This is a genomic window from Chryseobacterium sp. StRB126 (genome assembly GCF_000829375.1).
Taxonomy (GTDB): Bacteria; Bacteroidota; Bacteroidia; order Flavobacteriales; family Weeksellaceae; genus Chryseobacterium.
The window spans coordinates 3,232,759-3,248,637 of the sequence record NZ_AP014624.1; the positions used below are offsets into that span (position 1 = coordinate 3,232,759).

The following is a 15,879-nucleotide window of genomic DNA, read 5'->3' on the forward strand; positions in this document are numbered from 1 at the left end:
ATGCAGAATAAACTGGCTGTTGCCATCTTAAACTGGAATGGGAAAAACTGGCTGGAAAAATTTCTTCCGAGTGTAGTTCAGTTTTCTCAAAATACAGATATTTATGTTATTGATAATCTTTCTACGGATGATTCTATAGCATTTCTGAACACCCATTTCCCTACTGTAAAAATCATTAAAAACGATAAAAACTACGGATTTGCAGGAGGTTATAATGAAGGATTAAAGAAGATTAATAATGAATATTACTGCCTTCTTAATTCTGATGTAGAGGTTACGGAAAACTGGATAGAACCAGTGTTACATCTGTTTGAAAAAGATACTGCAATTTCCGCAATTCAGCCTAAGGTTTTATCCTACAACAATAAAAACTTCTTTGAATTTGCCGGAGCTGGAGGCGGTCTGATTGATAATCTTGGTTACCCTTACTGTAGAGGGCGTATTTTTGATGATCTCGAAGAAGATAAAGGACAATATGATGATGAAACAGAGATTTTCTGGGCATCGGGATGCAGCTTTTTTATTCGTTCCAAAGATTTTTGGGAACAAAATGGTTTTGATAAACGATTTTTTGCCCACCAGGAAGAGATTGATCTTTGCTGGAGACTTATCAATTCAGGAAAAAAGATATTTTATACCGGGAAATCCAAAGTATATCATGTAGGTGGTGGAACTTTGAATAAACAAAGCGCTCAAAAGACCTATTTAAACATCAGAAACAACCTGTCTATGATGCTTAAAAATCTACCATTTCCAAAGCTTATCTGGCTGATTTTTTTCAGACTTTGTCTGGATGGTGTTGCTGGGATTTATTTTGGATTAAAACATGGGTTTCCTCACCTTTGGGCAGTCGTTAGAGCACATTTTGGTTTTTACGGACAGCTTCCGGAAACATGGAAACTTCGTCAGAAACATCAGAAAGTTCAATTCTATCAATCCGAATGGTTAATTTTCAAACATTTTCTGGGAGGAAATAAAAAGTAATAAAAAGCTTGAAAACTATGAAAGTACTCTTATTTGCAGCATTAAGAGTAGCTTTAAATCAGAAAAAGTGATCACTTCCCTAATATCAAACTTCAAATTTTAAATATCAAATTATCTCAATGGATTTCTGTGCAATAGATTTTGAAACAGCCACTCATGAAAAAAGCTCTGCTTGTGAGATGGGAATTTGTGTGGTACAAGACTCCAAGATTGTAGAGACCAAAACATGGCTCATAAAGCCACCAAGTTTCCCTTACTTCAGCAAATTTAATATGGCAGTGCACGGGATACAACCTGAGGATGTACAGGATGCCCCTACTTTTGATGAGATCTGGCATGAAGCAGAAGAATTAATGTACGGATCATTAATGATTGCTCACAATGCAGGTTTTGATGCTTCAGTTTTAAGAGGTTGTCTTGAGCATTACGGAATGTTTACTCCCAAGTTAAACTACTTGTGCAGTATACAACTTGCTAAAAAATCATGGAATTATCTTCCAAAATATGGGTTAAAACCACTGGCTGAGTATCACAACATTAAATTTAATCACCACAGAGCCGGAGCTGATGCTGAAGTATGTGCCAAGATCTCTTTACTGGCTTTTGAGAAGCTCTTCCTCACCAGTAATGATGAAGTGAATGAATATATGAAAGCAAAAATAAAAAAGCTTTAACAATACAGCTAACAGACCCGGGTTCCGATATCTGCATCAATCATTTTTTATAACAATACTATTTAACCCGAGTTCGGGATCATAAAATTAAGGATAATAGGCTGGAAGTTACTATCGGAGCTACAATTTCTGACGTTGCCGTAAAATTTGATAAAGCTATCTTTAAAGGAATAATACATTACAGGGTTGTAAGTGTGTTTTTTAAGCTCAACTCACTTCCATCTCCCAGTTCCAGGCTTCCTTACTTACTAAAAACAGAAATGTCTTATCCAGAACTCAGGTTATTTAATTACTTAAAACTTCAGATAACAGGTTGAATTTTGGGATATCAATCTCAAAAGTCTCCTGCGTCACCAGGTTTTTAACAAGGTATTTTCCACTCATATTTCCTACTCCGGAACGGAGCATTACATTGGAGAAATAACCGAAATTTTCACCAGTTTCTATCTCTGGAGTTAAGCCGATGATTCCATCGCCTATAATTTCTGTGTATCCAAATCCTACATCAAAGATAAGCCATTTTCTTTTCAGTACTTTTATAGGAAAGCTTCCGTCATTTTCTATGGTGATATTGTACTTGAAAACATAACGGTTTTCGGATGGATAACTATTCTTACTATCATATTCAGGTATAACTGAAACTTTGATATTGGAAGTCATTTTTGAAAACATCATTGTAGTATTTCCTTAATAGATACAAAAATCTCGCCTTTTTTAAGGCGAGATTATATATTTACATTATAATTTTATTAAAACTATAATCCAAGGCCTTTTCTTTCATCACCTCCCATCAATACCTGAACAGGATTATCAATACCTTCTTTTACCGCTACAAGGAATCCTACAGATTCTTTTCCGTCGATAATTCTGTGGTCATAAGACATAGCCACATACATCATTGGTCTGATTACTACTTGTCCATCAACAGCAACTGGTCTTTGGATGATGTTGTGCATTCCTAAGATTGCAGATTGAGGTGGATTAATGATTGGTGTAGATAACATAGATCCGAAAGTACCACCGTTGGTAATAGTGAATGTACCGCCTGTCATTTCATCAACAGTAATTTTACCGTCTCTTACTTTGGTAGCAAGATCTTTGATGTTTGCTTCAACAGCGCTGAAAGACATGTTTTCTGCATTTCTCAATACAGGAACCATTAATCCTTTAGGACCTGAAACTGCAATTGAAATATCGCAGAAATCGTAGTTTACTTTGAAGTCTCCGTCAATAGAGGCATTTACATCAGGATACATTTCTAATGCTCTTGTCACTGCTTTTGTAAAGAAAGACATGAAACCAAGTCCAACTCCATGCTTTTGAGCGAATTCTTCTTTATATAATTTTCTTAATCTGAAGATTTCAGACATGTCAACTTCGTTGAAAGTTGTTAACATCGCTGTTTCATTCTTCACAGAAACTAATCGCTGAGCGATTTTTCTTCTTAAAACTGAAAGTTTAGTTGTTGTTGTAGATCTAGAACCTGTAGCAGTAAGAGGGCTTCCTCCTAATGCAGGAACTGCAGCTAATTCAGCATCAGTTTTAGTGATTCTTCCATCTCTTCCTGTACCGGAAACCTGTGCAGCATCCATCCCTTTTTCATCAAGGATTTTCTTAGCAGCCGGAGATGGAGCTCCTGTTGCATAAGTTTGTGGAGCAGCAACCGGAGCAGCTGGTTTTGGAGCTTCTTGTTTAGCAGGTTCAGCAGCCTTTGGAGCTTCTTCCTGTTTTGGAGCCTCTGCAGAAGGTGCAGCACCTTCTGGTCTCGCAGCATCCATATCAATTAAACAAACTACCTGACCTACTTGAACTACATCACCTTCTTCTGCTTTTAAAGTGATAATACCACTTTGTTCTGCCGGCAATTCAAGAGTTGCTTTGTCTGAGTCTACTTCAGCGATAGGTTGATCTTTTTCTACATAATCACCATCTTTTACAAGCCAAGTTGCAATTTCAACTTCTGTGATTGATTCGCCCGGTGAAGGAACTTTCATTTCTAAAACTGACATATCGAGTATTTTTTATTTTTTAATTGATTATTATTTAATTAAGCTGTAACGGGTCTTTTTGCAGGAGCATCGTCTCTGTCGAAAACTCTGTTGATCACTGCATTTTGGTTTTTCTCAAACATTTTGTGACTACCTGGAGCTGGAGCACCACTTGGTACCGGAGCTACCACCTGAATTCCTGTATCTCTGAAATTTCTCAGAATATAAGACCAAGCCCCCATGTTTTCAGGTTCTTCCTGAGCCCACACTAATTGTTTTCTGTTTTCGTATTTGTTGAAAATTGCTTCAATAGCATCTGCCTGAAGTGGATATAGCTGTTCGAATCTTACTAATGCTATATTTTCACAATTTAATTCTTCTTTCTTCGCTAATAATTCGAAGTACAGTTTACCTGAACAAAGAACTAATTTTTCTACTTTTTTAGGATCTGCAGTTGGATCGTCTAAGATTGGCTGGAATGAACCTGTTGCGAAATCTTCAAGTGGAGAAACTACTTTAGGGTGTCTCAATAAAGATTTAGGGCTCATTACAATCAATGGCTTTCTGAATGCCCACTTCAATTGTCTTCTTAATAAGTGGAAGTAGTTGGCAGGTGAAGTAATATTGGCTACTACCATATTTTCATTAGCACAAAGCGTTAAGAATCTCTCCAATCTTGCTGAAGAGTGTTCCGCACCCTGACCTTCTGAACCGTGAGGCAATAACATGACCAATCCATCCTGAATTTTCCATTTTTCTTCTGCAGCAGCTAAATATTGGTCAACAATAATCTGGGCACCGTTCACGAAATCGCCGAACTGAGCTTCCCAGATAGTTAATGTATTGGGAGAAGCCATTGCATATCCGTAGTCAAAACCTAGAACACCATATTCTGAAAGGTGAGAGTTAAATACATCAAATCTGCTTTCTGATACATGTCTTAACGGGATATATTCTTCTTCTGTATCTTCAGTCTTTACCACAGCATGTCTGTGAGAGAATGTACCTCTTTCTACATCTTCTCCAGAGATTCTTACATTGTGCCCTTCTACAAGTAGCGTAGCATAAGCTAGCCACTCTCCTAATGCCCAGTCTAATGAGTTTCCTTCAACAGCTTTAACACGGTTATCGAAAAGTCTTGTAATCTTGTTGATGAATTTTTTATCAGCTGGAAGTGTTGACATTTTAAGCGCCAGCTCTTTCAATTTAGCTAAGTCGTATTTTGTATCAACCGGTAACTGAACTGCTCCTCTTTTTCCAATTGGATAGTTTACCCAATCTTCAGCCATGAAGAGATCCATTACGTTTTTCTCAATTTCTTTAGAGGCATCAAAATCTTTATCAAGAAGTGCTTTAAAGTCAACCTCCATCTTTTTGATGATATCGTTAGAAATAACGCTGTCGTTGATTAATTTATCTTTATAGATTTCTCTTGGGTTCGGGTGTTTAGAAATTGCCTTATAAAGGTTAGGCTGAGTAAATCTTGGCTCGTCCCCTTCGTTGTGACCATACTTTCTGTATCCTAATAGATCAATGTAAACATCTTTTCCGAATTTCGCTCTGAAATCAGCAGCAAAATGGATTGCATGAACTACTGCTTCAGCATCGTCAGCATTTACGTGCATTACAGGAGATTCTGTAACTTTTGCGATGTCTGTACAGTATGTTGAAGATCTTGCATCAAGGAAGTTTGTGGTGAAAGATACCTGGTTGTTTACAACGATGTGAACAGTACCCCCTGTTCTGTATCCTTCAAGCGTCATCATCTGAGCAACTTCATAAGCAATACCCTGTCCTGCAATAGCGCCATCACCGTGGATGATGATTGGTAATACTTTAGAATAGTCTTTATACTTATCGTCTACTTTTGCACGGCAGATTCCTTCTACTAGAGCAGCAACAGTTTCAAGGTGAGACGGGTTTGGCGTCAGGTTGATGCAAACTTCTTCTCCTGAAGCTGTTTTAATCTTTTTAGATGATCCTAAGTGATATTTAACGTCACCAGAGAATACATCTTCTTCGAATTCTTTTCCTTCAAATTCTGAGAAGATCTGCTTGTAAGATTTCCCGAAGATGTTTGACAATACGTTTAATCTTCCTCTGTGAGCCATTCCCAGAACAACTTCATCTACTCCTAACTGAGAAGATCTTGAGATCAACTGATCTAAAGCCGGGATTAATGTTTCTCCACCTTCCAGAGAGAATCTTTTCTGACCTACAAATTTTGTATGAAGATAGTTTTCAAAGGCTACAGCCTGATTTAATTTTAATAAAATTTCTGTTTTTTCATTTGCAGAAAGGCTTGGGTGGTTCTCGTTTACCTGAAGCCATTTTTTAATGAAATCTTTTTCTTCAACGTTGTTGATGTATGTATACTCTACCCCAATAGAATCACAGTAGATATTTTCAAGATGCTTGATAAGGTCTGCCAAAGTAGCAGGCTCTTTCATCCCTGTTTCAACCGCACAGTTGAATTTTGTATTTAAATCTTCTTTAGAAAGACCGAAGTTCTCGATGTCTAAAGTAGGCGTATAGTGTCTTCTTTCTCTAACTGGGTTTGTCTTTGTAAACAAGTGCCCTCTTGTTCTGTAAGCCTCAATAAGATTTACTACTTTAAATTCTTTCTTGATGTGTTCAGGAACTTCTCCGTTGGTTACCGCCTGAGAAATTTGTTGTACTGCAGGAGCAGCGCTGGCCGAAGCCTGAATAAATTGAATGTTATCGTCATCTCCGTAGTTCTCTAAAGCAAAATCGAAGCCTTGAAAGAAAGCTTTCCATGATGGTTCTAAAGAATCCGGGAATTTTAAGTATTGTTGGTATAAATCCTCAATTAACTGAGAATGAGCTGCGTTTAGGAATGAAAATCTGTCCATTATTACAGTTTATCTATTTATTAAAATTTATTTGTAGAATTAATCTTCAAATTTAATAAAAAAAACCGAGTTAGAACAGTCTGAAACCGTTAAAAAAACTTAAGAAAAAAAATATTCTGAAAAAATCACTTATACACTGATAATGAGAGCTTAACGTTCACGTCCTGACCTTCCATCGGACGTTCAATAAAGGTCTGACGGATATCTCCGAAGCGCATCTCATCTTTTTTGGCTTTCAGAATCAGCTGCTGAATAGCCTTAATTCGGCCTTCATAGCTCCCTTTGTAGTACATTACATAGTTTTGTGATGGATTTACCGACCTAAAATTAAAGTTATTGTCAGATACTCCGATTTTCTTGGAAAGGGGAATTCCCAGGAAGTAGGAAACTTCTTTGTCTTTATAATTATCTGCATCCGTCATCAGAACCGGATAGCCAAATTCATCATCTTTTTTACCAAGATCCATCAATACGAAATTATACACTTTGTTATAATTCATCACGATATTTTTGTAAAGAGCATCTTTTTTATTTGCTGTACTTACGTTGATTCCCAATAGCAGTTTATCTTCTTCATTTTCCACCATCAGACTGTCATACTTGATGGCTGCCATCTGATTGTCTTTTTCAACCTTATTTCCTAACGAATTTTTAAGATTGACCATACTTTTGTTGATATTTTCAGCAAAACGGTCTTCTGTCCAAAAGTTTTCAACCCTTCTCCAAACGGAAAGTTTCGGAGTATGTACATACCACGTAATTTTGGTCTTTTCTGCAGAAATAGGTTTAAATTTAACGTCAACTAATGTCGGATTTTCATTTTCATCCTCAAAAAGCTGATATTTTAAAGTCTTATTAAGATTCTCATAACGGATGAACATTTCCCCGTCGGTATCATTTTGTTTGTCTACATAGCTAATCGCACTTCCCTGTCCTTCATAAGGCGTATAATAATCTATGTCCATAGACTGTGAACTGGTAAAAAAGTTGTTCCATCTCGTAAAACTCTGGAGATTATTGAACTGGGCAAAAACTTTATCTATCGGATAATCAATCTCTTTTTCAACGGTAAAGTTCTTGCTTTCATCCACAAAATAATACATGGAAGCGGCATAAGCGCCCCCAAAAAGAACAATAAGTACAATTAGATATTTAAAAATACGCATCGCACAAAAGTAATACAAATAAAAAAAGTGACCAATATGCCGATCACTCTAGTTGTATGTTTAACAATAATTAACCTAGTTAAAGGCCGGAAGCCGGGTGAGGGAAGCTGGAATTTACTGTTAATCCAACGATTACTGATAGTCCTTTGATTGAAATTATTATTTATAGATCTTTCCATAAAGAAAAAGCATATTTACCACTTCGGCTGCAATAACTTCCAGCTTCCCACTTCCTTATTACCCAATATGTGTTCCAGGCGTAAGAACTGCTCCTTTCTTCACAACTACGATACCATCCTGTACCGAATAGGTTCCATAGTCACCATCCGGAAGATACTTGCCACCGATAATCTTTACATTATCTCCAATGTAGCAGTTTTTATCAAGGATCGCTTTTTCAATATAGCAGTATTTCCCGATTCCCATATTTGGGCGGCCAGCTCTGTCGTTCAATACGATTTCCGTGGTATTTTGATAGAAATCGGCTCCCATTACGTAAGAATTGACAATGGTACTGCCTTTATCTATTCTGGTTCTGTTTCCGATCACGGAATTTTCAATTTTATCTGCCATAATGATGCATCCATCTCCAAAAACAGCCTTACTTACATAAGAACCGTTGATTTTTGATGGCGGAAGCATTCTTGCTCTTGTATAAATGGGTGAAGAGGAAAACAGGTTAAATTGAGGAAGATCCAGACAAAGGTCCAAATTGGCCTCGTAGAAGGACTCTATCGTTCCGATATCCGTCCAATACCCTTCATATTGATAACTTAATGTTTTATATTTTCCGATAGAGCTTGGAATAATATCTTTTCCGAAATCATCACCCGCCCCTTCATCAAACATTTTCTTAAGAATGGTCTTGGTGAAGATATAGATTCCCATGGAAGCCAGATATTCCTTACCTCTGTGTTTATTCTCTTCTGAAACTTCAGATTGCAGACCTTCCAACATATCATAATTCGGCTTTTCGTAGAAAGACGTGACATTTCCCTCATCATCTGATTTTAAGATCCCGAAACCGGTGGCATCCTTAGCATTTACCGGGATCGTAGCAATAGTAAGATCCCCGCCGTTTTCAATGTGAAAATCGAGCATTTCTCGGAAATCCATCTGATACAGCTGATCTCCGGAGAGAATTAAGATATAATCATAGTCATATTTTTCAAGGTGCTTCATAGATTGACGCACTGCATCTGCAGTTCCTTGGTACCAGCTGTCATTTTCCACATTCTGTTCAGCAGCAAGAATATCTACAAAGCCTTTGCTGAAGATATCAAAATGATATGAGTTCTTGATATGCGAGTTTAGGGATGCTGAATTAAACTGAGTCAACACCAGAATTTTATTCAATCCTGAGTTTAAACAATTTGAGATAGGAATATCCACGAGTCTATATTTTCCAGCAATAGGGACTGCCGGTTTTGACCTGGAATACGTTAAAGGGAATAATCTTGTTCCTCTTCCACCGCCCAGTACAATAGAGATTACATTTCGGTTCATAAATATATTGCGTTTTTTATTTTATTAAGCTTACTGTTCTTCTTTTGGTGTCTACATTCACTCTGAAACATATTTTATTTTCATATTTCAGTTTCGGATTAATTAAAGCTACTTCATATTGTCCATGGTCATTCAGTACTTTTACTTCTTTATCTACATCATCAATGGGAATATTATGATCTCTAAAAGAGTTTGTTTACAATAAGTACATCCATTACATCCACCCGTTTCATTCTAAAGTCCTCCACGTCCTTATTATATCTCACATCCCAATCTTTGCCATATTTATTTTCAATGGCTGCGCGAGTTTTTTTATTGGTTGCCGTTATCTTTTTGAGTGTTTCATAATCAATCGTACAGCCTCCGGCATCTACCCATTTTATTTTCCACTTTTCAGAGACGCCATTCGTTGCTTCTTCTCCATATATATCTTTAAGACCTGCTCCATACAACCAAAAATAGCCATTACGAAGTCCATCATCTTCTTTTTTACAGGAAGACAATATGATAATGATTGATAAAAAAGAAAAAACTCGTGTCATATCAGCTATTATATAAAGCTAAATATTTTTCTGCAGATTTCTCCCATGCAAAATCAAAATTCATGTTGGCATGAATAAGTTCTTCCATTATTCCTTTCTGATTATAGATCCCAAGCGCTCTGTTCATCGCATGTACAATATCATCTACACCGGGATATGTAAAATTCAGTCCTGCTCCACCGGTTGAAATATCTTCTACAGTATCTTTTAATCCACCGGTATACCTTACTACCGGAACGGTTCCATACCTCATAGAGTACATCTGATTTAAACCACATGGTTCTACTCTTGATGGCATCAACAGAAAGTCTGCCGAGGCATAAATCTTATGAGAAAGATGTTCTTTATATCCTAAATCCAAAGCAAAGTTGGTATAGGTATAATCGTATTCCTTAAGTTTATTCTCAATATAAGTATTTCCTGAGCCAAGAATCATAATATTTAAAGCTCCGTAGCTTTGTTTGATGCTTTTCCATACTACATCCGGTAACAAATCTGCTCCTTTTTCCGTAGCAAACCTTCCGATGAATGCAAACAGGGGAAGTTTCGGATTCAGTCCATATTCTTTACAAAGCTTTTGTTTATTTTTCTTCTTTTGGGCTACAGCATTTTTACTGTTAAAGTTAAAATCCAGCATCGGATCGGTTTCCGGGTTCCAGACTTCGGCATCAATTCCGTTGATGATTCCATACGCTTTCCCAAATTCCTGGCGAACCAGACTTTCAAGTCCACGGAAACTAATGAAAAGTTCTTCCAGATATCCTTCAGATACTGTGGTAAAAGCATGTGAACATTTAATCATACTTGCCAAGGGGTTCATAAAACCATTCCAATCCATTAATCCCCATTTATAGGCATCAAATGAAGGCATATAGTTCGCCATATTCCAGTTCATCATTCCCTGATATTCTCCATTATGAATAGTTCCAATGGTTTTTACTCCCTGCAGAAAGCTGAATTCCGGGCAATGTTCTACCATAAAAGGGACCAATCCTGTATGGTAATCATGACAATGAAGAACATCTGGCCTTAATTCCATGGCGCATAACCAATGCAGAATACCTTGTTGAAAGGCCAAAAACTGAAAACTTTCATCCTGATAGCCATAAGGATTATCTCTATCCAACAGCCCGGGAATTCTCACCATGTAAAGTTCAAACCCCAACACATTGGTCTTTTCCTTCATAACCTGAACCTGCAGCATATTGGATCTCTGATGAATAAACCCGTCAAATACCACCTCAAATTCATGTTCATGAACAAATGGTTTGTTATACCAAGGCATTACCACCTTGGCATCTATTCCTTTTACTTTATTCTGATATTTTGGAAGTGCCCCGACAACGTCTGCCAGCCCACCCACTTTTGCTATAGGATAACATTCTGTGCTTAAATGATAAATAACCATTTTTATCTTCTGTGTTTAATTCTGTGTAATTTATACTTTTTATCTTTTTGCTGCCTCAAAATAATTCCTGCCAAAGGCGGTAATTTAATGGTCATAAACTGTTGCTGTTCTCTTCCGTCTTCATATTTTTCCTCCAATACTTCGGATATCATTCCACTTCCGCTGTATATTTCATCATCGGAGTTAAAAACTACTTCCCAATGGGTTCCGTTGGGAATCTTTATTTTGTAATCCAATACTTTTGGAGCCAGATTTAAGATTGTCATCAGGACATCATCTTTTCTTTTTCCTTTCCTGAGATAAACATACACAGAGTTTTCAAGATCATCTGCCTCTATCCATTCAAATCCATGTTTATCAAACTGGTTTTCATATAAAGCGGATTCAGTTCTGTATAAATGATTCAGCTTTTTCACCAGATCTTGCAATCCTTTGTGAACCGGATATTCCAACAGGTGCCAATCCAGACTTCGGGTAAAATTCCATTCGCTGGTTTGCCCAAATTCATCTCCCATAAAAAGCAACTTGGCTCCCGGATGGGTATACATATATACATACAAGGTACGAAGATTGGCAAATTTCTGCCATTCATCACCCTTCATTTTATAGATCAGACTTGCTTTTCCGTGCACCACTTCATCATGAGACAAAGGCATCATATAATTTTCATTATACATGTACATGGAAGCAAATGTAAGTTTATGATGATGGAACTTTCTGTTGACAAAATCTTCTTTGAAATAATCCAACGTATCATGCATCCAGCCCATCATCCATTTCATTCCAAAGCCTACACCTCCGTCATGAACAGGTTTGGTAAGCATTGGAAAATCTGAACTTTCTTCAGCGATCGTTATAATACTATTCCCAAATTCTTTGTAAACAGCAGTATTAAACTCCTGCAAAAAGGCTTTGGCTTCAAGATTGACGTTTTCACCATATATATTAGGTTCCCATTCCCCTTCATTCCTTGAATAATCCAGATGCAGCATTGAGGTAACGGCATCTACACGAAGTCCGTCCGCATGATAACGATCCAGCCAGAACATCGCATTGGAAATAAGGAAAGATTTCACTTCATTTCGGCCGTAATTGAAGATATGTGATTTCCAATCGGGATGAAACCCTTTTCTCGGATCTTCATGTTCATATAAATAGGAACCATCAAAGCGGTGAAGTCCATTAGCATCTCCTGGAAAATGGGAAGGTACCCAATCCAGGATAACGCCTATATTATTTTGGTGAAGCTCATCAATCAGAAACATAAGATCCTGTGGTGACCCAAAACGTGAAGTAGCCGCATAGAATCCTGTAATCTGATATCCCCAGCTTGGATCATAAGGATATTCCATCACCGGCATAAATTCTACATGCGTAAACTCCATTTCTTTTATATAAGGAACGAGTTTCTTTGCAATATCACGATAGTTCAAAAATTGAGCAGGATTATCACCATCCCTTACCCATGAACCTAAATGTAATTCATAAACGGACATGGGTGCATCTAAGCTATTTTTCTCCCGACGGTTTTCCATCCAATCCTTATCATTCCATTCATACCAGGTTGTAGAAACCAGTGATGCTGCCTGAATGTTCTGTTCCCAGCTTAAGGCATAAGGGTCACTCTTTTCCAGAATCTCTCCTCTTGAAGTTTCAATAGCATATTTATATAAAGTTCCCCAGGGTAAGTCTTCTATAAAACCTTCCCAGATCCCGGATTCGTCCCATCTTGGAAACAAAATATGATCTCTATGATTCCAGTTATTAAAGTCTCCTATCACAGAAACTTTTTTAGCATGAGGAGCCCAAACTGAAAAATAAACTCCCTTTACGCCATCCTTTTCTACAGAATGTGCTCCAAATTTACCATACAGCTTATAATGCCTACCTTCTTTAAAAAGATACACATCATGATCGGTAAAAAGCGTATAGGTTTTAACAGAATTCATCAAGATCAGTTTGTATTTATATTTTGCCTGAAACTACGAAAAATACAGACATTAGCGATTAATTATTCGTCAAATAATTATCAAGTTAGTTTCCTTCTTTCGTTTCCTATCAAATATATCATTTTTTTAATTCACTTTTTTATGATTCCCAAACAATCTTTTTTTATAAATTTAGCAACATAACAATTTATTAAACATTTAGGATGAGGTTCGAACTTTATACTGATGAAAAAGATGATAGACCAGTATTTATCACCGGGAATTTCAACAATTGGAATCCCAAAGACTACTATTACCAGCTCCAGCAATCAGATTCCCATCATTATTTCATAGAAATTGAAGATGAAAAACTAGCTGATGAAATTGAATACAAGTTCACCAAAGGAGGCTGGGAAAATGTAGAATTGGATAAATACGGCAATATCACTCCTAACCGGAAAGTAAAAAAATCACTTCGGAAAACATCTGATACCATCGAAAAGTGGAGGTTAAACTGGGGACCTTTCAAGGAAGAGTTCTTTCCCATTGCCGAAGTTATTTCTGAAAAATTTTATATCCCGCAACTGGATCGTTACCGCAAAATCTGGGCACTACTTCCTTATGATTATCAAACTTCGGATAAGAGCTACCCTGTTTTATATCTTCAGGATGCTCAAAACCTATTCAATGAAGGAAGTGGTTTCGGAAACTGGGAAATTGACAAAAAACTGTCTATCCTTGCGGAATACGGAAGAGGAGATATTATCATTGTGGCTATAGAACATGGAAGTGAGGATAGAATCAAGGAATATATTTTTGATAATGACAATGTAGCCAATGGCTCGGAAGGCAAGAAATACATCCGTTTTATTACGGACACCTTAAAACCTTATGTAGATGAAAATTACAGAACTAAAAAAGACCGTGACAATACCGGGATAGGTGGCAGCTCATTGGGAGCATTAATCAGTATCTACAGCGGATTTCTTTATCCAGAAGTTTATTCCAAGCTGTTGATCTTCTCCCCTTCTCTTTGGGTAGAACCGAATAATAACTTTCCTATGATGAGTTTCCGGGTTCCGTTTAAAACAAAAATATACTTATATGGCGGCGGTCAGGAAGGCTCTAAAATGGTTAAAAGAATTCATATTTTTGAGGAGTATCTGAAAAGATGGGAGAAAAAGAACCTTTTCGATTTTGAATTCAGAACCAATATCAATCCTGACGGAACCCACAGTGAATTTTACTGGTCACAGGAATTCCCCAGAGCTATTGAATGGCTGTTCTATGACAATACCGAAAATCCTGTTGAAGTAAAACCACAACAACAAAGCATTAAGAACTAAATTTTATGAAACTAATCAACAAAAAAAATAAAAACTATACCCAGGTTTTCCATTTATTCACGGAAGAAGAATGGACCAAAACAAGTAAAAATTTCAATAAAAATATTGCTACATTCTTCACGGGAAAAAAGTATGAGGTTTTCATCAATGCTCATGAAGAAGGAATCACTTACTTTATTGGATTAGGAAAATCCACTTTACAGAATTTCGAGCTACAGCAGGTTGCCGTAAGGTTTTCACAAACTCAAAAAGAAAAGCTACAAGGCGTTCCTACTTTATTACTTGCAGATTTCCTCAATGAAAAACAGTTTGAAGAGTTTTTGAAGGGGTTGCTCATCGGGACCTACAATTATCCTTTTGAAAAAAATCATCCTTTCTGGAACACAAAATTTGAACTTCATTTTGAGAGCTTAAGTCAGAAAAAACTGGATGAAATCAGTCGGAAAGCTGAAGCTTTAAGCAACGGACAAATCGCCTGTCAGGAATGGATAAATAAACCTGCCAATCTAAAAAGACCAGATACTTTCAGTTTATACCTTAAAAATCTAGCTAAAAAACATGAGTTAAAGTACACCGTTTTTAACCGAAAGAAATGCGAAGAACTTGGTCTGGGAGCTTACCTTGCCGTTAATCAGGGAAGTGCCCATGATGCAGCTTTCACCATTTTAGAATATAAAACAACGGCTAAAAATGCCAAAACCTTTGGATTGGTAGGGAAATGTGTTCTTTTTGATACTGGAGGAATTTCTCTGAAACCCTTTACCAATATGCATTATATGAAATCTGACATGGGTGGGGCAACAGCTGTTGTAGGAAGTTTAATTTATGCAGCAGAGATGAAATTACCGGTTAATATCGTCGCTGTTCTTCCCATTACAGACAATGCTATTTCTGAAAAAGCTTTGCTTCCAAGTGATGTCATTACTGCTTATAACGGAAAAACCATTGAAGTGATGGACACTGATGCAGAAGGCAGACTGATTCTTGCCGACGGACTTTCCTATTTAGCCAAAAACTACAAAACAGATTTCCTGATTGATCTGGCTACTTTGACAGGAAGCTCAGTAAGAATGTTTGGAGATACCTGCGGGGCCCTATTTTCCAATAATGAAGAGCTGAAAAACCTTTTGATAAAAACCGGAGATCACACCAACCAAAGACTCTGGAATCTACCGTTATGGGATATCTGGAAAGACGATATACAATCTGATGTAGCCGACTTAAAAAACATGTCTCTAAAACCCATTGGCGACTGTATTATTGCCGCCAAATTCTTAGAGCATTTCATTGATAATCATCCTAGATGGGCCCATTTGGATATCGCTGGAGTAGCTTTTGGAAATGTAGGGTATGCCAAAGAAAAAGCAGCTACCGGTTATGGGGTTCAATTGCTCACGGATTTAATCGAAAATTATCACTAAAAATTAGTTTATTAGAAAAATTCTCTGTATACTTGATTAGTGA

Annotated in this window: 12 protein-coding genes; 4 read left to right on the forward strand and 8 right to left on the reverse strand. The window is 37.1% G+C overall.

The features are described from left to right. Both CHSO_RS14650 and CHSO_RS14655 read left to right on the forward strand, forming a co-directional pair. Complete coding sequence (locus tag CHSO_RS14650) at positions 1 to 984, forward strand: glycosyltransferase family 2 protein (RefSeq protein ID WP_045502616.1); 984 nt, start codon at positions 1 to 3, stop codon at positions 982 to 984. A 119-nt stretch (positions 985 to 1,103) separates the two neighbouring features. Further along, on the forward strand, positions 1,104 to 1,658 hold the full coding sequence (locus CHSO_RS14655) for a 3'-5' exonuclease (protein ID WP_045497397.1): 555 nt from the start codon (positions 1,104 to 1,106) through the stop codon (positions 1,656 to 1,658). Positions 1,659 to 1,943: 285 nt separating this feature from the next. On the opposite strand, the gene apaG is transcribed toward CHSO_RS14655, so the two are convergent. From apaG to glgB, 8 genes are all read right to left on the reverse strand, one after another. Next, complete coding sequence (gene apaG / locus CHSO_RS14660) at positions 1,944 to 2,333, reverse strand: Co2+/Mg2+ efflux protein ApaG (protein ID WP_045497399.1); 390 nt, start codon at positions 2,331 to 2,333, stop codon at positions 1,944 to 1,946. An 80-nt stretch (positions 2,334 to 2,413) separates the two neighbouring features. After that, a complete protein-coding gene (odhB, locus tag CHSO_RS14665) occupies positions 2,414 to 3,667 on the reverse strand; it encodes a 2-oxoglutarate dehydrogenase complex dihydrolipoyllysine-residue succinyltransferase (protein WP_045497402.1) in 1,254 nt (417 codons plus the stop codon). Between the two features lie 38 nt (positions 3,668 to 3,705). Continuing rightward, on the reverse strand, positions 3,706 to 6,519 hold the full coding sequence (locus CHSO_RS14670) for a 2-oxoglutarate dehydrogenase E1 component (RefSeq protein WP_045497405.1): 2,814 nt from the start codon (positions 6,517 to 6,519) through the stop codon (positions 3,706 to 3,708). 125 nt (positions 6,520 to 6,644) lie between these two features. Next, a complete protein-coding gene (locus CHSO_RS14675; RefSeq protein ID WP_045497408.1) occupies positions 6,645 to 7,685 on the reverse strand; it encodes an SRPBCC domain-containing protein in 1,041 nt (346 codons plus the stop codon). Positions 7,686 to 7,922: 237 nt separating this feature from the next. After that, on the reverse strand, positions 7,923 to 9,191 hold the full coding sequence (locus tag CHSO_RS14680) for a glucose-1-phosphate adenylyltransferase (RefSeq protein ID WP_045497411.1): 1,269 nt from the start codon (positions 9,189 to 9,191) through the stop codon (positions 7,923 to 7,925). Between the two features lie 182 nt (positions 9,192 to 9,373). Continuing rightward, the gene (locus tag CHSO_RS14685) at positions 9,374 to 9,733 is read right to left on the reverse strand and encodes a hypothetical protein (RefSeq protein ID WP_045497414.1); all 360 of its coding nucleotides are present in this window, start codon (positions 9,731 to 9,733) and stop codon (positions 9,374 to 9,376) included. A 1-nt stretch (position 9,734) separates the two neighbouring features. Further along, the gene (locus tag CHSO_RS14690) at positions 9,735 to 11,141 is read right to left on the reverse strand and encodes a glycogen synthase (protein ID WP_045497416.1); all 1,407 of its coding nucleotides are present in this window, start codon (positions 11,139 to 11,141) and stop codon (positions 9,735 to 9,737) included. A gap of 2 nt (positions 11,142 to 11,143) precedes the next feature. Continuing rightward, positions 11,144 to 13,090 carry a 1,4-alpha-glucan branching protein GlgB gene (gene glgB, locus CHSO_RS14695; RefSeq protein WP_045497425.1) on the reverse strand — a complete coding sequence of 649 codons (1,947 nt, stop codon included), beginning with the start codon at positions 13,088 to 13,090 and terminating at the stop codon, positions 11,144 to 11,146. A gap of 203 nt (positions 13,091 to 13,293) precedes the next feature. Between glgB and CHSO_RS14700 the strand changes: the two genes are divergently transcribed. Then, positions 13,294 to 14,415, forward strand: a complete 1,122-nt coding sequence (locus CHSO_RS14700; protein ID WP_045497428.1) for an alpha/beta hydrolase-fold protein — start codon at positions 13,294 to 13,296, stop codon at positions 14,413 to 14,415. 5 nt (positions 14,416 to 14,420) lie between these two features. Then, the gene (locus CHSO_RS14705) at positions 14,421 to 15,836 is read left to right on the forward strand and encodes a M17 family metallopeptidase (RefSeq protein ID WP_045497431.1); all 1,416 of its coding nucleotides are present in this window, start codon (positions 14,421 to 14,423) and stop codon (positions 15,834 to 15,836) included. Positions 15,837 to 15,879: the final 43 nt, after the last annotated feature.